Annotated in this window: 22 protein-coding genes; 11 read left to right on the plus strand and 11 right to left on the minus strand. The window is 26.9% G+C overall.

From position 1 onward, the window contains the following. Positions 1-13: 13 nt before the first annotated feature. From EG856_RS00625 to pepF, 3 genes are read right to left on the minus strand one after another with little or no spacing between them, the layout of a single operon-like run. On the minus strand, positions 14-1,846 hold the full coding sequence (locus EG856_RS00625) for an ABC transporter ATP-binding protein (RefSeq protein ID WP_130429214.1): 1,833 nt from the start codon (positions 1,844-1,846) through the stop codon (positions 14-16). 8 nt (positions 1,847-1,854) lie between these two features. Then, positions 1,855-3,648 carry an ABC transporter ATP-binding protein gene (locus EG856_RS00630; protein WP_130429215.1) on the minus strand — a complete coding sequence of 598 codons (1,794 nt, stop codon included), beginning with the start codon at positions 3,646-3,648 and terminating at the stop codon, positions 1,855-1,857. A 9-nt stretch (positions 3,649-3,657) separates the two neighbouring features. Then, on the minus strand, positions 3,658-5,484 hold the full coding sequence (gene pepF / locus EG856_RS00635; protein ID WP_130429216.1) for an oligoendopeptidase F: 1,827 nt from the start codon (positions 5,482-5,484) through the stop codon (positions 3,658-3,660). Between the two features lie 347 nt (positions 5,485-5,831). Between pepF and EG856_RS00640 the strand changes: the two genes are divergently transcribed. The 5 genes from EG856_RS00640 to EG856_RS00660 all read left to right on the plus strand — a co-directional run bounded on the left by EG856_RS00640 (position 5,832) and on the right by EG856_RS00660 (position 10,863). After that, positions 5,832-7,208: an ABC transporter ATP-binding protein gene (locus EG856_RS00640; protein ID WP_130429217.1), complete on the plus strand. Its 1,377-nt coding sequence runs from the start codon at positions 5,832-5,834 to the stop codon at positions 7,206-7,208. After that, complete coding sequence (locus EG856_RS00645) at positions 7,192-8,031, plus strand: ABC transporter permease (RefSeq protein WP_130429218.1); 840 nt, start codon at positions 7,192-7,194, stop codon at positions 8,029-8,031. The genes EG856_RS00640 and EG856_RS00645 overlap by 17 nt, the downstream gene beginning before the upstream one ends. Further along, positions 8,024-8,857 (plus strand): ABC transporter permease, encoded by an 834-nt coding sequence (locus EG856_RS00650; RefSeq protein WP_130429219.1) that lies wholly within the window; start codon positions 8,024-8,026, stop codon positions 8,855-8,857. Before EG856_RS00645 ends, EG856_RS00650 begins: the two co-directional genes overlap by 8 nt. Beyond that, positions 8,841-10,448 (plus strand): type 2 periplasmic-binding domain-containing protein, encoded by a 1,608-nt coding sequence (locus tag EG856_RS00655; protein WP_130429220.1) that lies wholly within the window; start codon positions 8,841-8,843, stop codon positions 10,446-10,448. Before EG856_RS00650 ends, EG856_RS00655 begins: the two co-directional genes overlap by 17 nt. Before the next feature lie 79 nt (positions 10,449-10,527). Then, positions 10,528-10,863, plus strand: coding sequence for a hypothetical protein (locus tag EG856_RS00660; protein WP_130429221.1), 336 nt, complete (start codon positions 10,528-10,530; stop codon positions 10,861-10,863). A gap of 44 nt (positions 10,864-10,907) precedes the next feature. On the opposite strand, the gene EG856_RS00665 is transcribed toward EG856_RS00660, so the two are convergent. Next, positions 10,908-11,996: a M42 family metallopeptidase gene (locus EG856_RS00665; RefSeq protein WP_130429222.1), complete on the minus strand. Its 1,089-nt coding sequence runs from the start codon at positions 11,994-11,996 to the stop codon at positions 10,908-10,910. Positions 11,997-12,108: 112 nt separating this feature from the next. On the opposite strand from EG856_RS00665, the gene mgtA reads away from it, so the two are divergent. Continuing rightward, positions 12,109-14,820, plus strand: a complete 2,712-nt coding sequence (gene mgtA / locus EG856_RS00670) for a magnesium-translocating P-type ATPase (protein ID WP_130429223.1) — start codon at positions 12,109-12,111, stop codon at positions 14,818-14,820. 21 nt (positions 14,821-14,841) lie between these two features. Here mgtA and EG856_RS00675 read toward each other — a convergent pair whose 3' ends face one another. Together EG856_RS00675 and EG856_RS00680 are read right to left on the minus strand one after the other, a co-directional pair. After that, positions 14,842-15,594 (minus strand): YgjP-like metallopeptidase domain-containing protein, encoded by a 753-nt coding sequence (locus EG856_RS00675; protein WP_130429224.1) that lies wholly within the window; start codon positions 15,592-15,594, stop codon positions 14,842-14,844. Continuing rightward, positions 15,587-16,333 (minus strand): nuclease-related domain-containing protein, encoded by a 747-nt coding sequence (locus tag EG856_RS00680; protein ID WP_130429225.1) that lies wholly within the window; start codon positions 16,331-16,333, stop codon positions 15,587-15,589. The genes EG856_RS00675 and EG856_RS00680 overlap by 8 nt, the downstream gene beginning before the upstream one ends. Before the next feature lie 170 nt (positions 16,334-16,503). On the opposite strand from EG856_RS00680, the gene EG856_RS00685 reads away from it, so the two are divergent. Next, positions 16,504-17,109 (plus strand): FMN-dependent NADH-azoreductase, encoded by a 606-nt coding sequence (locus EG856_RS00685; protein WP_130429226.1) that lies wholly within the window; start codon positions 16,504-16,506, stop codon positions 17,107-17,109. A gap of 22 nt (positions 17,110-17,131) precedes the next feature. Here EG856_RS00685 and EG856_RS00690 read toward each other — a convergent pair whose 3' ends face one another. Together EG856_RS00690 and EG856_RS00695 are read right to left on the minus strand one after the other, a co-directional pair. Further along, the gene (locus tag EG856_RS00690; protein ID WP_130429227.1) at positions 17,132-17,560 is read right to left on the minus strand and encodes a transcription antitermination factor NusB; all 429 of its coding nucleotides are present in this window, start codon (positions 17,558-17,560) and stop codon (positions 17,132-17,134) included. Positions 17,561-17,586: 26 nt separating this feature from the next. Next, positions 17,587-18,450: a hypothetical protein gene (locus EG856_RS00695; protein WP_130429228.1), complete on the minus strand. Its 864-nt coding sequence runs from the start codon at positions 18,448-18,450 to the stop codon at positions 17,587-17,589. Positions 18,451-18,586: 136 nt separating this feature from the next. On the opposite strand from EG856_RS00695, the gene EG856_RS00700 reads away from it, so the two are divergent. Continuing rightward, positions 18,587-20,146 (plus strand): phospho-sugar mutase, encoded by a 1,560-nt coding sequence (locus tag EG856_RS00700; RefSeq protein ID WP_232954231.1) that lies wholly within the window; start codon positions 18,587-18,589, stop codon positions 20,144-20,146. 467 nt (positions 20,147-20,613) lie between these two features. Here EG856_RS00700 and EG856_RS00705 read toward each other — a convergent pair whose 3' ends face one another. From EG856_RS00705 to EG856_RS00715, 3 genes are all read right to left on the minus strand, one after another. Further along, the gene (locus EG856_RS00705; RefSeq protein ID WP_130429229.1) at positions 20,614-22,209 is read right to left on the minus strand and encodes an MAG3960 family lipoprotein; all 1,596 of its coding nucleotides are present in this window, start codon (positions 22,207-22,209) and stop codon (positions 20,614-20,616) included. Between the two features lie 68 nt (positions 22,210-22,277). After that, on the minus strand, positions 22,278-22,574 hold the full coding sequence (locus EG856_RS00710) for a hypothetical protein (protein ID WP_130429230.1): 297 nt from the start codon (positions 22,572-22,574) through the stop codon (positions 22,278-22,280). A 1-nt stretch (position 22,575) separates the two neighbouring features. Further along, the gene (locus EG856_RS00715) at positions 22,576-22,851 is read right to left on the minus strand and encodes a hypothetical protein (protein ID WP_130429231.1); all 276 of its coding nucleotides are present in this window, start codon (positions 22,849-22,851) and stop codon (positions 22,576-22,578) included. A gap of 236 nt (positions 22,852-23,087) precedes the next feature. Between EG856_RS00715 and EG856_RS00720 the strand changes: the two genes are divergently transcribed. The 3 genes from EG856_RS00720 (at position 23,088) to tpx (ending at position 26,271) form a co-directional block, all read left to right on the plus strand. Next, on the plus strand, positions 23,088-23,504 hold the full coding sequence (locus EG856_RS00720) for a hypothetical protein (protein WP_130429232.1): 417 nt from the start codon (positions 23,088-23,090) through the stop codon (positions 23,502-23,504). 422 nt (positions 23,505-23,926) lie between these two features. Beyond that, entirely contained in the window at positions 23,927-25,417 is a 1,491-nt protein-coding gene (locus tag EG856_RS00725) for a hypothetical protein (protein ID WP_130429233.1), read from the plus strand. A gap of 371 nt (positions 25,418-25,788) precedes the next feature. Then, positions 25,789-26,271, plus strand: coding sequence for a thiol peroxidase (gene tpx / locus EG856_RS00730; protein ID WP_130429234.1), 483 nt, complete (start codon positions 25,789-25,791; stop codon positions 26,269-26,271). The last annotated feature ends 265 nt before the right edge of the window (positions 26,272-26,536 follow it).

Here is a 26,536-nt window from a genome sequence, read left to right on the forward strand (position 1 = left end):
ACTTTATTGTTTTTTAGGCAAATTGAGATTTATATAAAGCAGCATATTTGCCGTCTTGAGCAATTAATTGTTGATGAGTGCCACGTTCAATAATTTCACCATCCTCAACAAATAAAATTAAATCGGCATTTTTGATGGTGCTTAAACGATGAGCAATCACAATACTCGTTTTATTTTTCATAATTGAATTTGCTAGAGCATCTTGAATTATTTTTTCAGTATTTGTATCAATATTTGAAGTAGCTTCATCTAAAATTAGAATTTTTTTATCGCCTAAAACAGCTCGAGAAATGGCTAATAATTGTTTTTCACCTTTTGATAAAACTAAATCATTGTCTTCGAGCATAGTGTTATAACCATTTTGTAATCTTAAAATAGTTTGATGAGCTGAAACTAATTTTGTTGAATCATAAATTGTATGTTCACTGGCGTTTTTATTGCCGATTAAAATGTTATTATAAACAGTGTCTTTAAACATAAATGAATCTTGCAAAACAACAGCCATACACTGATTAAGACTTTGTTTTTTAATAGTTTTTAACTCTACACCATCAATAGTTATCGAACCTTTTTGGTAATCATGAAATTTACTTAATAAATTAATAACAGTAGTTTTACCAGCACCTGTAGGTCCTACTAGAGCAATACTTTGACCAGGTAATGCTTCAAAAGAAGCATTTTTTAAATGTCACTCTTGTTTATTATTGTTGTATCTGAATCATACATTTTCAAATTTGATATGACCTTTTACATCGTTTAGTTCATTAACTTCGTTTGAAATGTTTGGCTCAATTAATTGTGCTATTTCATTAATACGAGCAGTCGATACTACACCGTTTTGAGAACCAAAAATTGTTCCTATTATTGATTGTAATGCTCCTGTAACATTATGAATATAACCAATGTAGGCCAGAAAAAAACCTAAATCCGGCCCATTGCTGTTTAAACCTAGAGTTTGCAATAAACTCCACAAAGGCGTATTATTGTTTTTAAACACAACAATAATTGCTGCAGCAACTAAAATTATTATATTAGTTGACATTATAAATCAAGGAATAAACATTTGGGTTCATAAGTCCGCTCTAAAAGCGTTTTGATAAATATCCTTAGCTATGACGTTAAAGCTTTTGGTTGATTCTTCACGGCGACCAAAAGTTTTGGTGATTTTCATATTTTTGACGCCTTCTTCAACAAATGCGTTTAATTTACCAAAACCATCCCAAACACGCTCAACATTTGGCCTTGCTTTTTTAATCATTACAAAACCAACTGAAAATAAAAGTAATGTTATTAAGATCACGATAATTGTGATGTTAGCACTATAAATTATCATTGATGTGATTGTAATTATTAAATGAGCCACATTTGAAAAAGCTTGGGTTAAGATTTGGCTTAATGCCAATGAAATATTATTTACATCATTAATTAAAGTAGAAATTAAATCACCTGATTTATGTTTGTCAAAATATGAAACAGGCATTTTCAATAGTTTTTGCATTGCGATTCTACGCATATTCATTGCTGTTGAAAACCCTAATATTAGATAAATTTTAAACTCCAAAAAACGAAATATTCCAAAAATTAAAAATACCACACTCATTGCTATTATCATTGAAATAAAAAAGGTATCATCAAATGCAGCACCAGGCAATAAAGCCTGCGGCGTAAATGCTTTAGAAGCTAAAATACCGCCTAACATTATTCCGCCAACATAGGCGAGTGAATTAATTATTGTGGTAAAAATTCCAAACACAAATAATCAAGGCGAGCGACCTGAATATTTGGAAACTAATTTAATGATACCGAAAGTAGAACCAAATTTACGTTTAGATTTATTTATATTCATTTTGCTCCTTATATTTCGAGTTGACTTTTATGAATTTGAGCATAAAAAGGTGAATGATTAATTAATTCTTCGTGCTTACCTTGTGCGATAATTTTTCCCGATTCCATTACAATAATATTGTCACAATTTTTTAAAGCTCCAATTTTTTGCGAAATTAAAATAGTGCTACACTCATAATTTTTTGTGATATTTTCAATGACTTTTCTTGTTGTAATATTATCTAAAGCACTTGTTGAATCGTCTAAAATTAATATTTTAGGTTTGCGTAATAACGATCTCGCAATTGAAATTCTTTGTTTTTGTCCGCCTGAAAGATTAGTTGCTCCTTGTGTAATTTCGTGATCTAAATTATCATTAAATTTATAAACAAAATCATACGCGCAAGCATTTTTAAGAGCATTATTTATTTCTTCATCGCTAGCGTTTGGTTTAGCTCACAACATATTAGAACGAATTGTTCCCGAAAATAACATCGAGTCTTGATATACAATACCTACTGTATTTAATAAGTCATTGGTGTTAATTTGATTAACTTCGTGTTGACCAATTTTGATTGAACCTTCATCATATAAGTAGTTGTTTAACAATAAAGTTACTAAGGTTGATTTACCAGAAGCAAATAAACCGATAATTCCTAAACTAGATTTATAAGGAATGTCTAAATTAATATTACTTAATGAATAATTTGGGTTATTTTTATAGTATTTAAAATTTAAATTTTTAATACTAATATCAAGATTTTGTTCTTTATTTTTATCTATTCTTATTCCGTTTTCAATGATTAATTTATCTTCTTTTGCGATTAAAACTTCCCTGATTCTTACAGCTGAAATTTTTGCTCTAAACGCAAAACGTAAAAACATAGTAATTAGCAATATACCAAAGGCAATAATTCATAAATATTCAATAAAAATATTCATTTGTACAACAGTATTATCAGTAGCTACGTTGTTAATATATTGATTTCTAACAAACATATATATTCCAATCACAATAAAATTATTTAGAGTGAAAAATATTGGGTGTAGAGAAGATATTATAGTTGCAACTTTGGTGTTTAATTTAAATCATATATTATTGGAATTTTTGAATTTATTCAATCTTTCTTGTTCAAGATTATATGTTTTAACCGTTCTAATTCCTTTAATGTTTTCGTCAATTTCTTTTGTCACATTTTCAACTTGATGTTGTGTTTTTTTGATTAATGGTGAGGTAAATTTAGCAATGATAAACATAATTAAAACCATTAGCGGAATTACAGGTAAAATAATTAATGCCATTTTTCAATTAACTGAAAAAGCAATTCCTACTCCACCTACTATCATAATAAAACCCTTGACCATCATTCGCAAGCCACCAACTAAAAAGTCTCAAAAAATTGCCACATCATTAGAAATTCTAGTCATTATTGATTCGGGTTTTAAATCGGAAATATTTTTTAAACTTAACGAGTTTAATTTTTTAAATAATTCTTTTCGATAAAATAGCGAAGATTGTTCAGCAGCATAAACAAAAACATATGTTGAAGTAAAAGTAAATATAGACAATAAAATTGTTTGAATTGCAATAATTATTATCAATTTATTTTGAACTTCTATTTTATCAGTATTTTGAAAAATATATCAATTTCGCAATACTTCAACACGATCAACTATTGGATTATTAGAAAACAATAATTTAATGAATTGTGATATAAAATTAGGAATTGTTAGACTAATTAAAACACCTAAAAAAACTAATATTGCGCCAAGAACAAAAAATCACTTAATTCGTCTTGGAAGCAATTTCATTAAATTTAACATTCTACCTCCTTATTTTACTTTAAATATTTTTTTACCAAGTTTTATATACTCATCAACTAATTCTTCAAAATAACTAAAGCCAATTTGATAAAAATTATCATCTTTTAAATTTACACCTACGTTAGCTAAAGTTTTAAGTGGATAATTTCTATCACCAGCTGATAAAAATTCTTCAATATAAGTACTTAAAAATGTCTCGCCTTCAGTTTTATATTTTTTGTAAAAATAATTGGCTACTAATTGTCCTATAGCATATTTATACACATAAAAACCATAGTAAAAATGAGGCACAGTAACTGCAGTTATTTGTTCATTTTTATTGAATTTATGCTTTTTAACACTATATTTTAAATTATTCTCATAATACAGTTTGGCTATTGAATCATAACTTGGTCCAAGTTTACCTTCCTCAATATGTTTATATAAATCATATTCGTAATTTGCTCATAATGTTTGTCTAAAAACTGTTCCAATAAAACCATCTATCATTGACTCAATGATTTTAAATTTAAATTTAGCATTTTTAGATTGTCTTAATAAATAATCATATAGCATTAACTCATTGAAAATAGAAGCTATTTCAGCTAAAAATATTGGATAAGACGCATTATGAATTTCATTATTTTTATCACTAAAATATGAGTGCATTGAATGACCTAATTCATGAGCTAAAGTTTCAACCGAACTCAAATCTCCATCAAAATTCATCAAAATATATTTTTTTTCTAATCCATATGTAGAACCAATTGAATACGCACCTGAAATTTTGTTGTCAATTGTCATATAATCTATTCAATTTTCATCATACGCTTTTTGAATAGTTTGAATATATTCTTTTCCAAATGGTTTTAAGGCTTGAAATACTATGTCTTTCATTTGTTCAATGGTATAGCTTGATTTAACATTGACCAAGTCACGCATTGAATCGTATTTTGGTCGGAATTTTTGTTTAAATTTAGCTTCATAAAATTTTTTAAAATATTTATTTCTTTTTGCAATTACTGTTTTTAGACTACTTACTTTTGTGAATAATGATTGCAATAATTCATCATCAATTTTGTCATTAAACGTCAGCATATGCACTGAATTTTTATAACCTCTAGTTTTTGCTTCTGTTGCGATTGTATTAAATTGTTGAAATAAAAGATTTGCTAATGAATTTTTATGCTTTAAGCTTGCCTTATGATAATTTATGTAAGTGTTTTTTCTTAAAGTGGAATCGTTAGATTTCATTAATTTTATACGCAAAGCCGGTGATAATTTATGTTTTTTTCCTTGCGAATCTAACGGATAACCATAATCTAGTTCTGTGTCTGTTATTAAATCAAATACATCTTCAAATGAAGGAGAAGCGTTTGCTTGCTTTAGAATATATTCTTCAACATTATCATCTAATTTATATTGAAAATCATTGATTGCTTCAGTTAAATTTTTTTTGTAAGTTAGCAATCGTGGGTCATTAATTCATGCTTTAATTTTGTCAATATTTTGGTAAAAACGTACAGATTCTGAACCGATTTGTTCATTAATTTTTTGAGTCAATAAATTTCATTGATTATTCAATTCAGCATATCTAGAATTGGTTAATTCACGATTTAGATTATTAGAAAGATAATTTGAAATTCGATTAGTTAAAACACCTATTTGACCTGATTTATTTAAATACTGCAAATATGCTTCAATATCGTTATACTTTGTTTGTTTAGCGTCTATAAAATATTGCATTTTATTTTCGTATTCTTTGAATAAATCTTCAATTGTTTGTTCGTTCAATAAACATTCTAAATCGAATTGATATTTTTTATCTACATCTCTTAATTTTTTGTATTGTTTCATAATATCTCCTAATTAAAATTTAATTTTATAATTATATACAATTATTTTTTTGTATTAAACTACAAATCTTATACACAAATTACTCTTTTTTTTAAAGTTGAATAAAAAAGCATAAATTTATCTTTATCAAATAAAATAGTTTTATATAATTAACTCCATTATGAAGGACTCAAATAGAACAGGTACTAAATTTGTATTAGCGAATCACTCTAGCAAGTTTTGCACTTCGCTATGTTTTTCATACACTGAATATTTTGAAGATATCTTTGATTTAGCATCCGTTATTTACTAGTTGACTACCTGACCAACTAGTACTTTAAGCATCTTTTAAATCAAGGAGTATATTTATGGAAAAAAATCAAAATATACGAAATGTTATCGAATTAAAAGAAGTTGTTAAAGAATTTGATGACAAAGTAGTTTTAGAAAAAATTAATTTAGACATTAAAAAGGGTGAATTTGTTACCCTTCTTGGTCCATCAGGTTCGGGCAAAACGACAATTTTGCGTCTTATAGCTGGATTTGAATGAGCTACTCGTGGTGAAATAAAATTTAACGGTAGAGACATAAAAGATTTACCTGCCCACAAGAGAGACCTTTCAACAATTTTTCAAGACTATGCATTGTTTCCACATTTAAATGTCGAAGGAAATATTAAGTATGGTCTAACTTTAAAACGTGTGCCAAAAGAATCAATTAATCCAAAACATTTAGAATTACTTGAAACTAAAAAACGTGAATGAGAAAAAAAAGCAGCTCATGAAATGGCCAAATTAGATAAATTGCAAGAGCAATATGAATCTGAAATGGATAAATTTAAACCCAACTCATTACAATTTAAGAAAAGACAAAAATGATTAGACGATTCTGATTTTAACTATTCATACTGAGAAAATTATGTTGAAATGAAAATTGAATCATTTGAAAAACAATATTTAACAAGAAAAATTTCAAAAGATGAGATGAAGGCTGACATTGCTAAAATTGTTGAACTGGTTGGGCTAAAAGGTTCTGAAAATAAAGCAATTAGCGAATTATCTGGCGGGATGAAACAACGTGTTGCCTTAGCTCGTTCTTTGGTTATTGAACCTAGCATCCTTTTGCTAGATGAACCATTAAGTGCTTTAGACGCTAAAATTCGCGAAAAAATGCAAAAATTATTGAGAAGTATTCAACAAAAACTAGGAATTACGTTTATTTTTGTAACTCACGATCAAGACGAAGCATTAGAATTATCAGATAGGATAGCGATTATGAGAGACGGTGTTATTGAGCAATATGATACACCAAAACAAATTTATGATTACCCAGTTAATAAATGGGTTGCTAATTTTGTGGGAAGTTCAAATATTTATAATGGTGTTTTTAAAAAAGATGGAACTGTAGAATTTATGGGTCATAATTTCGCTACTATTCATAACGAAAATGAATTTCAATTAAACCAAGAAGTTGATGTTTTAATTCGTCCAGAAGATGTCGATATTGCTTCTTTAGAAGAAGCGACAACTCCAAATCAAATTTTAGGTCGAATTATTGAATTAACTTATCGTGGTAGTTATTTCTATTTAAAAGTAAAATTTATGAACGGCTATCATATTTATGTGGAAACAGCTAAAAAATTTAATTTAAACGAAACTGTATCTATCAGTTGAACTATAGACTCAATTCATTTAATGGCAAAAGATAAAAAATGAGATTACGAATCAGATGAATTCAAAATTTAAAGCTAAATTAGCTTGAAATAATAGATTATTATTACTTTTGCCTTATATTTTAATAGCTTTATTTTTAGTTGTTTTACCCATTATTTTAATAATCATCCAAGCATTCACGCCACGTCATAATTTTGATAGTGCTCAATTAATTAAAGAGTTTGGTACTTGAAAAATTATTGGTCGGAGCTTAAAAATTGGAGTTATTTCAGCAATTCTTTGTCTTTTAATCGGTTTTCCATATGCTTATTTCACAGCAACAGCTAAAAGCAAAATTTTACCTATTTATGCAATGAGTTTAATTCTTTCACCGATGATTATTTTTACCATTGCTAAAATTTACGCGATTAGAGGGTTTTTCTTGAGCGTTTTTAATGAAGATAGTTTAGAAGCTGAATGGTTTATGGTTTTAGCCCTAACTTATTTAAATTTACCTTATATGATAATGCCTTTATATTCTGTTTTTAAAGATATGCCAAAAAACATTATTGAAGCAAGCACTGATTTAGGTTTTAGCCGGATTCAAACTTTATTTAAAGTAGTTATCCCCTATAGTACAAAAGCGATTTTAAGTGGAGTAAGTTTAATTTTTCTAGCCTCTGCTACTACATTTGTAATTAGTGATAAATTATTGGCTAATCCTGCTCAATTACAAACTGTTGGTTCAATAATTAATCAATATTCAAATCCTTCAAACGTATTTGAATTATCTTCGGGTTCAGTGTTAGTTATTGTAGTAAGTGCTTTATTTATTGGTTGCTATGCCGCAATAAATTTTGTACCACGATTAATAGTTAAGTTAGTAAATCGTAAAAAAAGAGGTAACAATGAGTAAAATTACTGAATTTTTTAAAAAAACATATATTTACTTTATTTTAGCACTAACCTACATTCCATTAGTTTTTGCTACTATATTTAGTTTTAATAAACCAAGTGATAAAGAGTTTTTAACTACAACTTGAAATGCTTTTACACTAAATTCTTGAAAAACTTTTTTTGATGATGGAAGAGATATTGCTTTAATTAATTCAATAATTATTGCGTTATTTACCGCGATTTTGGTTGTTACTATTTCTTTAGTTACCGTATTTGCTTTGTGAAGGCAAAAAAATAAAAAATACGAAAGCGTGATTAAATCAGTTAATAATATTCCTCTAATAAATCCTGATAATATCACTGCCATAGGCTTGGTGTTAGTGTTTTCGTTCTTTTTTGGAACACTAGCTGTTACAAGAGAAGGATTATTAAGAGGAATAGTAGGTCATACTGTAATGGCGTTGCCATACGGAATTAGTTTGATGTATCCACGAAGTGAAAAATTTGAGCGTTCTTTATTTGAAGCGAGTCAAGATTTAGGTTATTCAAAATTTAAAACTTGATTTAAAACATATTTTATTTATATGATTCCTTCAATAATTTTTGCTGCTTTAGTTGCTATATTTTTATCTTTTGATGACTTTATTATTTTAAAAACTACCACTAACACATCAACGCTAGGAACTAAATTATATGAAGGTGATTTTAGAGGTTGAGGTTTAGTAGTAGGTGCTGCTATATTATTGATGACATTAGTTGGCAATGCTATTTATATAACTTACAAAGTTAAAAAAGTTAGAGTAAAAAAATTAAAAGTTAAGGAGCAAAATGAAAACGAAAACTAAATTTGTTTTAAAAAGAGTTGCTCTAGGTGTAGGTTTAACAATCACAGCAACTGCACTAACGAGTGCTTTAATTTATAAATTTAAAAAACCATTTAAGCCAACTTTTTATAATTATAAATCTTACATTTCACCAAACTCAAGAAGTATTATTAGTGAAAAATTTGATTTTAAAGAATTTGAAACTATTGGCGAATTTACAAAAGCACTTTTAACTGAAAAAGCTATTGGTGGCATTGGTTCAGATGCCCAAAGTGTACAATTAATCAAGCGTAATAAACTAAAAAGAATAGATTATGTCAAGCTTTTTTATAAAAATACTCCTCAATGAGCTCAAGGAAAAACCTTTGAACAATATCGCAAGCTTGACGAATACAAAAAAATGCAAAGAGAAATTTATACTAAATTAGTTTGAGATCATCTGTCATATTATGATGAAGTATTAAAAACTGATTTAAATGATCAACCTTGAGAAGATGATGAACCAAAACATTTGTATGATTATTTTATTCCTTATTTTAGTCAAGACATGGTTATAGCTTATAATCCAACAAAATTAGACACTGAACTTAAAAACGCTTCTATTGATACAGTTGAAAAAAGAAAAAAACTTTATGAATTAGATTCAAAAGTGCTTAATCAATTGGCTAATCACGGATTTAATGCTAACAAAACAAAAGATCAAAAAGATGTTATGTTTGTTGATGTGTTGCAATCGTTAAAACAAAATAATTACACTCGTTGGGAATTAACTGATTCAGTTCGTGATAATATGATTTATGGTTCTGGATACCAAAACGCCATCCAAACAGGTGAAGCAAGTACCAAACAAGAACCTAAATTATATGAAAGATTAATTGATCAATTTGCTGCCTTAATTAAAGATGGTATAGGCTACAACTTAACAAGTTCCAATTTACAACTTTCTGGAAATGGTTTATTATTATTATCAAATTTAATAGATTTAAATTCGAATGTTCAAGCTGGTATTATTTATAATGGTGACGCCTATGATGCTTACGATTCGTTAGATAATTTTCAAAATGTGCAACCTGGCACAATTAGATTTATAAGACCAAAACAAAATTTATTGTTAATTGATGGTTTGGTAATCACAAATAGTGATAAAGTTAATGATAAATTTTACGATGAAATGCTAGACAATGTTAAGCGCTCATTTATGAGTGGTTTGCAATTTGATGAAAACGAAGTTAGAACCTGGGAAAATGTAAACGATGAAACTATTGAATCATATACAGCATACGAAAACTTTACTGAAGTTGCCTATACACCTGTTTTTAAAGTTCTATATGACTATGTTATTGAAAATGATTTTAATGTTGAAGAATACGAAACTTTAGACGATGATGAAAATACAAAAATACTAAAATCTAAAGAAAAATTAGAACAAGATCAATACGAGGCTCAATATTCAAAGCAACTTTTGGAAATTAAGGATGCTTATGATATAGTTGATCCTTTAACTGGTGAAACATTATTGAGTTATAAAGTTAATCATACTGCAATAGTACCTACTGATCAAAAAACAGATACAAATTTAACAACATATTGAAACAAAAAAACCAGAAATTAATTTAGACACACAGACGTGTGTCTTTTATTGAATTTTTAAACAAAATTATCTATAATATATTCAAAATACAGGAATAATAATGAATAAAAATTTCTTTAAATTATTACCAATTCTTCTAACTCCAATAGCTTTAAGTGCGTGTAATTACACTGATGCTCAATTAGATCAAGAATTAAACAATATATCAATCAGCCCAGTAGTTGCAAGTGTTAAATCGGATGTTTTACTTGAAGATTTTGCAAGTGATAAATATTTAAATATAGATGGTTTGTCAATAAATAACAAAATAGCAATTAAAAAAATACAAAAAATTGATGAAGAAAACTTATTGTTAACATTTGTTATTGTTAATAAAAAAACAAAAAGAATAAGCAAAAATAAGTCAGTGTTGCTTAAAATTAAATATATTGATTAATATAAAAATGAACATTCTATACACAGGATGTTCATTAAATTTAATTATTGAAATTTTAATTCTTTTGCCTTTTCAGCATTGAAAAATTTAACAAATTCAGTTGCTAAATCTATTGCAGCTTGAATGTCTACTAACGAACATACCCCAATAGGCGAGTGCAAATATCTTTGTGGTAGTGAAAATGTAATTGAAGGGATTCCACCTTTAGCATATTGTAATTCACTAGCATCATTACCACCACCTTCTGAAATATATTTATAAGCCGGAATATTGTGCTTGCGAGCAAGTGACATTAGCATTTCACTAAATTTTGAATTCGTTAATAACGAACCATCTTTAACTAATAATGCCACGCCATCGCCAAGTTTAGTTCCACCTTTAATTGCTCCGGTTGTATCGTGGCTAGCACATGTGTCAATTGCTATTGCCACATCAGCATTAACTAAACTAGTTGCAGTTTTAGCACCTCTTAAACCTACTTCTTCTTGTACAGTCCCTACTAGATAAGTTTTATTTGGTAAATTTAAATTTTTAATGTTGTTTGCTAAAAAATCAAGTACGGTAACACCTGCACGATTATCCATTGCTTTACCAGCTACTAAATCATTAGGCATATCGAAAGATTCACCGCTCATATAAACTCTATCGCCTGGCTCAATACCAAAATCTATTGCTTGTTGTTTGCTATTAAAACCAGCATCAACATATAATTCTTTATTTGTTGGTGCTTTTGTAATTTTTTCTCTTTCTAAAATATGAATTGATGTGTGGCCAAAAACTGCGTCTATAGTTTTATTGTCACGATTTGTAACAATTTTTGCTCTTGAACCAACGACAGTTACAGGTCAAATACCACCAAGTGGTTCTACTAATAAATTACCATTTTGTTCAATATTTCTAATTAAATAACCAACCTCATCCATATGTGCCGCGATCATAATTATAGGGGCATTTGGGTCACTTTGTTTATTTGAGATTATTAATGAACCAAAACCATCTCTTGTGTATTCAAAATTATCACTTTGAATGTTATTTTTAAGGGCATTTACAACCGGTTGTTCATAACCACTCATTGCTTCAATTGCCATATATTCTTTTAATCTTGTTTTCAATTTTTCGTATTTTTTATTCATTTGTATTCTCCCCAATAAATTTTATATTAACATTTAAATATTTTATTAATAATTAATGTATATATATACTTTAATATAAAATTAATACATATCATATAGAAAAGGAGGGCTAATGAAAATAAAAAACAAAAAAGATACAGTTTCAACTGATTTAGTTAAAAAACGTATTCATGAATGCGCTAATATGAATGATAAACATTTATATGCTAAATTTAATTCCTCGCCAAAAGGAATAATTAACGAAGAAGATATAAATAAAAATTTACACATTTATGGTTCGAATAAATTAGATAAAAAATCTAGTAATACACTTTGAAATAAAATTGTTGCTTCCTTTTTTAACCCTTTTTCAATTATTTTACTTATTTTGGCATTTGTTTCTTTAATAACAGATGTGATAATAAAATTAGTTAATAAACAAAGTGCTGAACCCGCAACTATGATTATTATTCTTTCAATGGTATTATTAAGTGGCATTTTACATTTAGTTGAAGAAATTCGTTCTAGTACTTCATCAGATAAATTGATTAAAATGATATCTACAACAGCCAGAGTGCAACGAAATGGTATTTATTATGAATTACCGTTAGAACAAATTGTTGTTGGAGATATTGTTGTTTTAGCTGCCGGGGATATAATTCCAGCTGATGTAAGAATATTGAATGCCAAAGACCTCTTTGTTTCACAGTCTTCATTGACTGGCGAAAGTCATTCTATTGAAAAATTTGCTAATTTAGTTAAAAATTTTGATTATGATAACATGGTTGATTACCATAATTTAGCATTTATGGGCTCTAATGTTATTTCAGGTTCAGCTCGTGCAATTGTAGTAGCAACAGGTAATGAAACATATATTGGTCAAGTTGTGCAAAAAATCAATGAAAAACCTGTTAAAACAGACTTTGAAAAAGGTATCTCTGCCATTTCAAAATTACTAATTAGAATAATGGTAGTAGTAGTGCCAATTGTATTTTTAATTATTGGTTTTAAAGGCCAAATTAAAGGCGATAGCAGCAAATGATTGGAAGCATTATTGTTTGCAATTTCAGTTGTAGTTGGTTTAACTCCTGAAATGTTACCAATGATAATAACTTCAACTCTTGCCAAAGGCGCTGTTACAATGTCAAAGAAAAAGACAATAATTAAAAGTTTAAATTCAATTCAAAATTTTGGAGCAATGGATGTTTTTTGTACTGATAAAACTGGTACTTTAACTTTAGACCAAATTGTTTTAGAGCGTCATTTAGATGTATTAGGTAAAGATAATAATCGGGTTTTGCGTTATGGTTTTTTAAATTCACATTTCCAAACTGGTTTAAAAAATTTATTAGATTTATCTATTATTGGCAAAACTGAAGAATTGAGTGTAATTGATGATCAATTGCGTAATCTAGAAGCTTTATACACTAAAGTTGATGAAATACCATTTGATTTTGAAAGAAAAAGAATGTCAGTGGTTGTAAAAGATAAAAACCTAAAAACTCAAGTAATCACTAAAGGTGCCGTTGAAGAGATGCTTTCAATTTGTTCACATATAGAAATTGGGGGCGAAATTAAAGAGTTAAACGCACATTTAATTGAAAAAGTATTGAAAAATGTTGATAATTTAAATGACAATGGAATGCGTGTAATTGCGGTTGCTCGTAAAGATGTTAAATTATCATCAGTAGGTACATTTAGCGTTAAAGATGAAATGGAGATGATTCTAATTGGTTATTTAGCATTTTTAGATCCTCCTAAAGAATCAACTAAAAGTGCAATACAAAATTTACACAAACATGGTGTAGAAGTAAAAATTTTAACCGGTGATAATGCTCGTGTAACAAAAGCGATTTGTGCCCAAGTTGGTATTCCTAGCGAAAAAATAATTTTAGGTAAAGATATTGAAACTTTAAACCAAGATCAACTTGAAGAAGTTGTTGAAGAATATAACATTTTTGCTAAACTTTCGCCTGACCAAAAAGCGATAATTATCAACGCTTTGCGCAACAAAGGCCATGTAGTTGGTTATATGGGAGATGGAATTAATGATGCTCCTGCAATGAAGGTTGCTGATGTTTCTATTTCTGTTGATACAGCTGTAGATATTGCTAAAGAAAGTGCTAATATCGTGCTTTTAGAGAAAGATTTAAATGTGCTGGCAACCGGTATTATTGAAGGTCGCAAAACTTATTCGAATATGAATAAATATATTAAGATGACGGTGGCAAGTAATTTTGGCAATATTATTAGTATTTTATTTGCAGCTTTGATTTTGCCATTTTCACCAATGATGGCTGTTCAAATTTTATTTTTAAATTTAATTTATGATATTTCTTGTGGTGCTATTCCTTGAGATAAAGTTGATAAAGAGTTACTTGATAAACCACGTAAATGAAATCCAAAATCAATAGTTAAATTTATGCTTTGATTTGGCCCAGTTTCTTCTATAGTTGATATTTTAGCATTCATTTTATTACGATATGTATTTATACCAAATCTGTATCCTAACTTAGGTGTAGAAAGCGAACAATTTAAAACACTATTCCAAACAGGTTGATTTATAATCTCGATGTGAACTCAAAGTTTAATTATTCATTTTATTCGAACTAAAAAAATACCATTTATACAATCTAGACCTGCTGCACCTTTATTAATTTTTTCAATTTTAGGTTCTGTATTAATCACAATAAGTCCTTATATACCATGATTAAACAATGCTCTTAAAGTTCAAGCATTAAATCCTTGATTCTTTGCACTTTTAATTGGTTCAATCATTTTATATATATCTTTAACCTTGGTTGTAAAAAAAATATATCTAAAAAGATATAAAGAATTACTTTAAATTAAATAGTTTCGCAAGATTCTATTTTTTTATTTCTAAATCCAAATCTATATATACTCAAAATGGAACTTGATTATTAGATTGATAAATATCATAATTTTCATCATGTTTTTTACAGAATTGTTTAAATTCAGCACTGTGTCCTTGATTAGGGAATAAATGGTGGGTTAATTCATGAATTATGACTGAATCTCAAAATACTTTGGGTGTTAAGCACATTAAAATTGAATAATGGATTTCTTTTTTATTTAGAGCAAGATTATATTTATATGAGCCTCAAAAACTCAATCTTTTATACAATTTTATTGGCAATTCATCATTTATATTCAGTCTCTTTTTAATATTATTGTGTTGTTGTTGAATTGTTTGAAATATAGCTTGTTTAAATAAATTTAATATCTTGATGTGTAATTTATTTGAATCTAAATTTTGATAAGTTGGTTTTAATACGAAATAGACAATATTTTGCTCAAAATACATTTTCATTTTAGTATTTTTATAAATAAATTTAACTTTATATTTTTTACCACCAAATCAAATAAATTTATTCTCAATTGGACTGAAAACATAAATTGGTTTATGTTCAGCTTTAAAATGATGATTTACATTTTGAATAAATTTATTCATGTAATTTTGCAAATTCGTTTTTTTAGTATAAAAAATAATGATATTTTTAGTGATTAAACTAGCCTGATAACCTAATTTATTGCCTTTGGCATAATATAAATCATAACCCACATTATTTATTACTAAATGATGTGGCAATTTATTCATTGTTTTCGTTTAGATGTTTTTGTCACTTTTGGATATCTTTGTGCGATCTAACTTTATTGTCTTTGATACACTTTCTTATTTGTGAAATTATATCTTTACTCATTGGTGTAAAATCTTCTAAATCTTGTTCAACTTTTTTTAGTAATTCTAGATAATTTTTTTCGTTTGCAATAATTGTGCTACTATTAATATTTTCAACTTTAAATTTAAGTTCGTCAGGAAAAATAATCATTGATAAAACTGGAAATTTAATACGACACATCTTATAAAGATGATTTATATGTTTAAGATTTTGTGTAATTGGGTTGTGAAATAATTTTTTACGTTTTTTAGAAATTAAAGTTAATTTTTCATCAGTTGAGTTTCCTAGCAATTCGCCTAGATAATATTTTGTTTCAATAATAATAAAAACTTTTTCGTTATATAAAATGCCATCAATTTCAAATTTTTCACTACCATTAGCATATTCAAATAACGCTCCGGGAATATATTTAAAATTTATTTTTTTAACTTTCACATTATATTTCAATTCATTAGAAATTTCACTTTCAAATTTTAAGCCTATAGTTTCTTTTTTTTGCGAACTAACAAAATGTCAAATATACAATGAAACTAACAAAATAATGATTAAACCCATTACAATAGTTCCAATAATAATACCATTGCGCATTTCGTCTGGAATATTTGAGTTTTTTGTTGTTTGATTTTGTAAAAAAAATGTAAGTTGATTTTTATCCATAATGTTTAAATTATAAATAATTTTTATTTAGCTGTGTTAATTCATAAATTTACATTATTTTTTAGTTGAAATTTTTATGTTTGGCTCAATAAAATTAAGGTTGTATTAGTTAAATTTTTGACCCAGTGAATTTTAGGGTGTTATAATAACAATATAAAATGGAGGTATGAATGAAGTCTTTAAAAATATTGTCGGTTTTAGGTACCGTAAATCAAGAATCTTTATCAGAAAAATTAAATAATGAAATAGTAAAACAATTAATGCACGAACATCCGAATTCAACTTTAACACGTTTAGATACATCTAATTCTCAATTTGCTAACAATTCACTTACTGCCGCTAATTTTGACCAATTTTTTAAGGATGTTGAGTCAGATAAATGAATTGAACAATTACACAATAGCGATGTTTTGGTTTTATCAACACCGATGACTAATTTTTCTTATTCAGCCGGAATTAAAAATTTTATAGATGCAATAGCAGTTGCTAACAAAACATTTTCATATAAATATAGCACAAAAGGTGGTTCAGTTGGCTTATTGAAAAATTTAAAAGTTGTTATTTTAGCAACACAAGGTGCTCCACTTGGTTGATATCCCTTTGCTGGTTTTGTTGATACTTTAAAAGGAATTTTTGAATTTTTTGGCGTTAAACAAATTGAAACATTGCTTGTAGATGGTAATAAAGTTGAACCAAGATCTAAACAAAGTCATGAACAAATTATTGCTGAAGTTAAATCTGAATTAGATAAAATTGTACAGAAATTGGAATTATAAAAAAATGGCGTTGCCATTTTTATTATTTTAAAAATTTACGCATGAATGCTTCATTAACAACAAAGAAACGATAAACATTATCTATTACTTTATTCACATGTTTATATAAATTGGATTCTTCACCAAAAAAATCTTTTGTCACTTCAATAGCCTCGTTAATGACAATTTTAGGATTTATACTAAACATTTCTAATACTGAATTTAATAAAATTGCTCTAATTAAAGGACTTTCTTGTTTTCAGTTTTTGTCTGTTAAAAATTTATCAATAATTTTAGTTAAATTATGTTTATTTTGAACAATTTTTTCAATTTGTAAAAATTGTTCCTCATTTAATTCATCGTGAACTTCCTTGATTCTTGCCAAATTATAATCTTCAAGCAATTCGCATGCATAAATGACATTAATAATTTCTATTCGGTTCAACCTACGGGGTTTAGTTTTTTTGTTCATGTTTGTAATTGTATACTAAATTGAAATTAATATTTGATTTTTCGTGTATTATCAACATAGTTTTGTTTTAATATGCTAATAACTGTAAAAACTGGACTTAAAACAATAATATAAATTGGAATCACGAATAAATCTTTGATAACTATTTTTGTAAATAAAATAATATAATCAACACCATATTGTTTTAATTTACCGGTTTTAGAACCTCTAAAATGGTTGTAATATTCAATAAAATTAATTGGGTCTAACACTCATCTAAAGACTACTGAAATAAATAAAATAAGTGAAGTAACTAAAATATAATAATTTCATTTTTCATTTTTATGTACTAAATATAAAATTGTAAAAACAGATGTTAAAATAAGTGATAAAAAACCATATAAAGCAATAAGAGCCAAAATTAAACTATGACCAATTGAAACTTTTTTTGATAATTTAAAACTTCCATTTGGATCTGAATGTTTTAAATAAACTATTGCTGCTAATAAAAATGATAATAATGTTAATGTATAAGCTAAAACAAAACGAGTTATTTTAGTTCTTTTAAACATTAAATAATATAGATAGGAAACTATTGAAATTAATGGTGGAACAATTGCATAAAGTCAAAACCATGTACCTATTCTACCTGTTAATAATAACACGAGAGTGTCCGATAATATAGATAATATAGAACCTTTAAACGCAGCAAAAATTAGACCATAAAAAATGTACATGATAAATTCTAAACGAATAGGAATAATACGCAATATCGTAAAATTAGCAAAATAGACTATGACAATATGTATTGAAAGAAAAATGGCTGCTAAAACTATTTCAAAAATACTTACTTTAAACAATTCATTTTCTCAACTAAATTCTTTATTATTTTTAACTGTAGAATTTTCCATAAACCTCCTTTTTTGGAATAATTATAATCACATGAAAATAAAATGTGGAAATATTTAAAAAAAATTTATCTTTTTTAAATATTGATTTAAAATTTGTTTTTCTTAAAGACGCCAAATTTTATTTTATAATTTAATTATGAAAAATAATTTAACTCCATTAGATTTTGGAACAGCCGGTATAAGAGGAATTGTTGGCAAGGGTATTAATCGCTTATCGCGCGCCCATGTTCAACGAATTGCTCATGGCTACGCCAAATATTTATTAAATAAATATATTGATAAAAATGAAATAAAAATCGTTATTGGGCGTGATTCGCGTCGTTATTCATATAAATATGCATCAGTGATGGCTGATATATTTTCGCAATATGATAAATTTAAAATAATTATAAGTAAAAACATCATCCCCACCCCTTTTGTATCGTATTTAATTATTAAACACGATGCTCAAGGCGGAATTAATATTACTGCTAGCCATAATCCTTATTTATATAACGGTATAAAACTTTATAATAATTATGGAGCTCAATGCTTACCTGATGAAATAAAAGAGATTAAATCATTTTTTAAACCTTATGACAATTATTCTGAAAACTACCGTGCAAAATTTCCTTTGAATATTAAAAATAAAATACAAACTAATATTAATCAAGAAAAAAATGAATACATAAATCAAGTTTTGAATGTTGGAGGTCAATATAAATTCGCTCACATAAACCAAATCAAATTTGTGTATTCAAATTTACACGGTGCTGGCCTTGATTTTGCTTTGGCAATATTTAAAAAATTGAAATTTAGGCAAAATATAGATTATTTCTTGCCTCAAGAACAAATTAAACTTGATAAAAATTTTCCAACCTGTCCATTTCCAAATCCTGAACTAATAGAAGTGTATAATGAGAGTGAAAAACTTGCTTTAAAATATAAAGCAGACGCAATTATAGTTACCGATCCGGATGCTGATAGAATAGGCGTTAAAATAAAACACCAAAATGAATATATATTACTAAACGGTAATGAAACCGCAACACTAATTTTTGATTTTATATTGAAAAATACTCACAATATTAAACCTAATTCTTATTTAATCTATTCTTATGTATCTTCTAATTTACCGGCTTTAATTGCCCAAAAACATGGAATAAATTCTTATGTAGTTCCTACTGGTTTTAAATGAATTTCTAAATTTATAACCCAAAATCAAGCGAATTATTTATATGGTTTTGAAGAAAGTTATGGTTCTTTAATTGACCCAACTATTTCAAGAGATAAAGACGCAATTCAATCAATTGTTATTTTATTGAAAATGATTGATTTTTATAAACAACAGTCTAAAACCTTAGTTGATATTTTACATGAAATATATCAAGAATATGGTTATATGTCATCTCAAAGCATTAATGTTGATTTAACACAAGATTTTAATTTTGAATCTTTGCAAGATTTATTTAAAAATCTAAACTTAGAAAATAAAATTGTTGAAGATTTTAATCTAAAAAAAGATTATATGAATTCAAACATGATAAAAATAGGTTTTGACAATAATAATGATTGAATAGCATTGCGGCCATCAGGGACAGAGCCAAAAGTAAAATTTTATATATTTGCTTACGGACATAATTACCAAAATTCAATACAAAAATTAAATTTTTACCAAAGAAAAATTGAAGACCTACTGACAAAATTAAATCAATAATTTCCAAAATAAAGCTGAATAAAAAATAGCAATGTTCATGTAACCTTGCTATTTTAAAATTTGAATAAATTTTAGAGAATTTAAATTTTAACTATATATTAAATTCTCTAGATAAATGATTTAATGTTATTTCTAGTTATTTGCGTGTCTTTCTCTGTGGATAGTTATACAGTATGCAATAAAATCAATAATTCCAAAAAAGAAACCGACAATTAGCAAGATGCGTTCTGCTGTGTTATTTACTTTAATTGCTAAAATTATTTGAATTACAAACAACGAATACAATCCTCGCTAAGAAAAGTGAGGTGACAATGAATAAGAATGGTATGAAGATATTTAATGCCATAAGTAAACCCATTAAAATTGCTACTAATATTAAAAATTCAATCCCTGCGATAATAAAACTTGTTTGCATATTTTTCCTTATATAAAAACGCCACTAAAAAATTTAAAGTGGCGTAAAAAGTCTAATTTTTAAATTTTCACTTAAATTTAGTTCGCATTGTTTTTATAATACGATCTAAATTATTTTGTGCTTGCTGTGGGCTAATTAAACGTGGTTTATCAATATTATCTACTCGCTTAATATTATCTCAGATCAGCTCGTATTTAGCCAAAGTTTTAGGATTATTAAAACGTTCATTATATGATGATGATGATGATGATGCTCAGATCGCTTGACCAAAACCAAACCTAAATGCTAAGACAAAATCTTCGTATTGCTGTTTTGCTCATTTATAACTATCACGATAATCGACTTTATAAGTATAATTGCTCCCACCTGGGAATAATTGAAAATTAGGATCATTTTTTTCTTCACTCATAAAGCCCATTAGGTGTTCGAGTGCTAAATAATCTAATAATGCTTTTTCGTATTTATCAATTAAAGTAGCTATACCACTATCTAATAAATTTTGGATTAAAGTTTTATTGTCATCGACAATTGAGCCATTTTGCTTTATTTTTGCTGCCTTTGCTTCTTCACTATCATTTTCTTCGACATTAAAATTAATACTATCTGTTAGTTTTTTCATTAATCTTAAATAAGCCACTAGCATTTTATATTGCGGTAATTGCATTGCTAATACACTAGAATCATTTAAAAAAGTTCAATCGATTCAATCATTACCAATTATTTCATCTTGAGCTAAACTTTTTTCATAAAACGCTCTTGATAAAAACATTTCATTATCAAACATATTGTTTAAATTAATATCACGGTTTAATTTTCATAGTGCCGAGTTATATTTAACAATTTTACCACCTACATTAGACCTTGGTGCGTCAGCATCTTTAACTTTTATTTCTTCATATGTGATCGTATCATCGAACTCTAAACCAGCAATTATATTTTTGGTTATAAGTTTGCGTCCAAAAGTTTCACTGCCTTCATAAAGACTTAAAAAATCATCGTAGTGTGCTTTATAAGGTGTGCTTTGATATCAGTTTTGTAATACACTATGAGCATTATCATAGTTAAATAAATGCGTAATTTTAACATCTGCGTTTTGCTTGCTATTAAAATCATAATATTGTTGCTGATCTAAAATTTCTAATAATTTAGTAATTAAAGCGTTAAATTCTTGCGCACTGATATTACGCTTATCATTTTGAGCATAAGCAAAAGTTTTATCATATTCGACATTACGCACATAACGACTAATATCGACTAATGTTTTAAAATCTTCTTCTAATAAGTTTCTAATTCAATAATCTTGATATTTAGGTATTAAATTTTTAAATTCTTGCGCATCATTAGCTAACACCATATCAGCATAAAATTGTTTATCTTCAAAACTATCTTCACTCGCAATTTTAAATATCATTCCTTGATAGTTATATTCTCGCACTTGTTCTAATTGTGGCTTATTTTCATTATCTAAACCACCACCATTAATTTTATTTTGATCTGGTTTATTTGGTTTTTGAGGTTGAGGTTTAGGTTTTGGGATTGGATTATAATCAGCAAAAAAGCATCCACTCGCTGCGACTGGTATTAATTGTAATGTACCAGCTGCTAATATTAATTTTAAATTTTTTTTTCATTTTAACTTCCCTAGCAATTTTTATTTAATTTTATTTTGTGTTTTAATTTTTACGCCTTGTTTTATTCAAAACACAAACTATACAATTACACTTTTTTTCGATAAGTGCTATCTAATTTTTCAATTTGAGCCATATCAATATCAATAGATTCTATGGTTTCGTATTTTTTACTTTCAGCGTTAAATTCTTGCTTAAAAACATTAATTTTAAAGTTAGAATAATAACTTATTTCTCATTGACCGTTTCGCTTCTTTTTAGCCATTTTTAACGGGTAGAAAAACTTATAATTATCTTCTAACATTAACAAAATAGCATTCGAGGTTTGATAGACCATATCTTCAGCTTCAAAAACCATTTTGCTCGCGTTTTTATTTTGTGCCATATTATTTATTCCATAACGACCATAAAGCAATTAAATCGAGATATTGACTTTCAAACTCGTTTTGTTTAACGTCTAACATCACTTCATCTTTAAATTTTGGATCTTGCATTTTTAAGTCAAAATCTTCTAGCTGATCTAATGTTTGTTTAATTTCGTTTAAACGCTGTTCAATTTTTTTCTTTTTTTCTTCTTCACTTAATTTTTTAAATAATTTATTATAGCTTCGCTCTTTTTGAGCTAATACTTCTGTTCTAAATTGTGCTAAATCTTTTTTCATTTTTTACTCCTTAATTTATGTAATTTAACTTTATTTTACAAAAAAAAAAAAAAAGCAATATTTTTGTAAAACCTTGCTATTTTGTATAGATATTGAACAAAATCTAGAGAATTTAACCTATAAAATGTGTTAAATTCTCTAGGCGAACGATTCATTTTTTCAAAACATTTTACAATGACTTGTATTATTTTTCGGTGTTTGCGAACCTTTCTCTGTGAATAATTATACAACACGCTATGAAAGCAGTAATTGCAAAAAAGAAACCGACAATTAATAGAATGCGTTCTGTTAGATCTTCAACTTTAATTGTTAAAATAATTTGAATTACAAACATTGCAATACCAATTCCAACTATTAGCAATCATAATAAAACTGAGATAACTATGGAAGTAAATAAGAATGTTGTTGTATCTGAGTTATTTAATGTTGTAGCAGCACTTAATCCTATAAATATAATTGCAAATAAAAACAATAAACTTGCTAAACCTGACAAAATCAATCACGCAATTGATAACTTTTGTTTATTTGTTAAATTCATTTTTCTCCTTAATTTTAGTTATTTAACTTTATTATACAAAAAGCAATTAAAACATGATATGTTATTAATGAATCTCCTAGTATTGCTTCGCGTAATAAATGGTTTTAATGTTTAAAATTTAGATAATATATGTTTGAAATCAAAATTGCATTAAGGCTATATTTCTTTATATTTTATTATGATAAAGTTTAAATATTTTGAATAAATGCGTTAAAAATCAAACAGAAATAGAAAAAATATCAATTAGCAATTATGTTGATGTTATTAAAAACGCTGAAAAAATTCAAATTTTAATCTAATAGCAAAATCATTAACGAATACAATATTAACAACTTTAATAATCAAAAATAAACATTATTATATGGATTAATTGAATAATCAATTAAAAATTACAATGTAATTAAATTATAAAAAATTCCGAAAGTGCTTTAAAATGAGGCATTTATGGAATTTTTTAATTTGCAATTTGGAAAGCCGTGAAAACTCAAACAAAATTAACATCTGTTTTCCCTTAAAATTAAAAAGTAGGTAAAAGAGATGGACAAATTAACTAACTATGTAATCCAAAAAAAATGATGTTTAGATACCATCATTACTTTTAAGCACGAAACATATAAACAATTAGCAAATAGAATAAATAAATCTGTTTCTACAGTCAGACTGTACAAAAACGAGTTAAAACGTGGAAATGGTTATATTGAAAACATTGAACACAAAAACACAAACAATAAAAATGCTCAAAGATATAACGACGAAATGGTTTTAAATTTAGGACAAGAATACGAAAATAAAAAACTATTAGCTAGTGGCAACAATGCTAATAGTTCATGTAATTCGTATATGTCTTTAATTTCGTACCATGAAAAACTCAAAACATATATATCATACTCCCAAATGGTAAAAAGATTAAAACAAAATGGTTTTTGTAGCGCTTTTGCGTATAAAGTGGGCAGAAAAGAGGCACGTAAGGCAAGAATAAAATTGAAAAAGAAAGGTTTTGGTATTAAATATTCATTAGATTTAGAATTAAAAATACCGAAGAAAAAAGAAGTTGAGCGCAAAAGAACAAGATTAAAATATTCCTTTGGTGATGTTGTTGAAATTGATGGTTGTACTCATTATTTTGTTAAAAATGAACTTTGAACAGCAATAAGTTCTATTGATGTCGCAACCGTCAAACTTTTATCAATTCATTTTGAAAAAAATGTTGAAACACTGAATGGTCACCAAAGTAATTTAGAAAAAATGTTGAATAGATATGGTATTCCTTCAACAATAATTACTGATAAAAGAAAGAATTTCTATAATAATGAAGATTCAAACGTAGTAACATTTAAAGCAATAAAAAATCTGGGTATTGAATTGATTACTACATCTAATTCTAACGGTAAACCACACATAGAAAATGCACAAAATTTTATTCAAATGCGCTTACCTTTGTGGTTTTTAGACAATAAAATTAACACAATTGAACAAGCAAACGATGCTGAAGAATCGATATTAAAATACTTAAATCAAATACGAAAATCAGTAATTGAACCAAAAGTCAACCATTTTAGAGAATTAAATAAAGAAAGATTAGAACATTTTTTTGATTTAGAAATAGCAAGAAAAATCAATAATGGGACTGTATTTTACAACGGAATTCATTACGCACCTTATCAAAATGATCAAAGAATTCGTGTTGAATCTAAATTTGATGCCAAATTTATAATTGGAAGTGATAACAAACTTTATTTTAGAATTAAAAACTCGAGATATGAAGCGAAAAAATTGCAACCAAATGATATGGAACTATACGAAAAATTTTCAATAAATAAAAAACTTCCATTAGAAGTTTATCAAGTCAAAACATTGATGAAAACAGTAGCCGCAGGCTACACATTCAATCAAATGTTGGATGCAAAAATAGAAAATTTATTCAAAAATAAGCTAAATTGGGATGAACAAGACAAAAAATTATTGAAATCAATATTAAAAGAATTGGAAGATATTCGCCTGAATATTCGCCAAACGATAGAATTTTAAATTCAAAATACACATAATATTTAAGTTAAGTTCAAAATATTTATCTAAATCTATTAAAAATAGATTTGTGTTTTTGTTTTTTTTGTCAAAAAACAAAAAATAAAATTCAATGAAAAAGTTTCTAATCTAACCCCAAACCCCTGTCATAGGGGCTTCTAACCCCCTCAACCCCCCAGACATTGGGGGGCTTTAAACTAAAATTCTCTCTAATTTAAACCATAAATATTAAGTAATTTGTTAAGATATTACTATCAAACTGAAACATGTTAATTTTGTTTAACATTTCAAGAATATAACTTCACATTTAATGCTACATAAAAGCCTAAAAGTTATTGTGTATAATTATATTAATAAAGAGTTAAGGAGAAAAGATGAAAGTAACATTTAAAACACGAGAAGTAAATTTATTAGGTAAGCAAGTTAAAGTGGGCGATATTTTCCCTTCTTTTAAAGGTGTAAATTTAGATTTAAGTGATTTTGATTTTGATACTTTACCAAAATCAAAAAAATTGATTTTATCAATTCCATCAATTGATACAGGCGTTTGCGAAATGGAAACAACTAAATTTATGCATAAATTTGCCCAAACCAATTATCCTGTCGTTGCTGTTTCACAAGATTTACCATTTGCGTTTAGTCGTTGGTGTGCTGTAAGCGAAAATAAAACTGTTATCCCAGTTAGCGAATTTAGATACCATGATTTTGGTTTAAAAACCGGAACACTTTTAGAAGGTATTGGACTTTTAACTAGAGCAGTTTTTGTTTTAGACGAAAATAACAAAGTATTACATGTTGAATATCTAGAAGAAGTAAGTACTGAACCTAATTATGATGCTGTAATGAAGTTTTTTTAATCAATTCGCCAATTTGGCGAATTTTTAAATTAATTTTTACATAATATACAAGAGTTCAATATTAATATTAATTAAAAATTATTTTTTTATTTTTTATTTACTAATTTTTACTTTTTATGTAAAATATTATTGCTATTGTTGATTGCTTAAATAGTTAAAATTATTTTCAAAAAAAATATTTGTCTAAAAATTTTTTTGAAGTATAATATTGGAGCAAATTTAATAGCAATATTGTTCTTTGAAAACTAGATATATAAACATGACA

It is taken from the genome of Mycoplasmopsis phocirhinis, from assembly GCF_004216495.1.
Lineage (GTDB): Bacteria > Bacillota_I > Bacilli_A > Mycoplasmatales > Metamycoplasmataceae > Mycoplasmopsis > Mycoplasmopsis phocirhinis.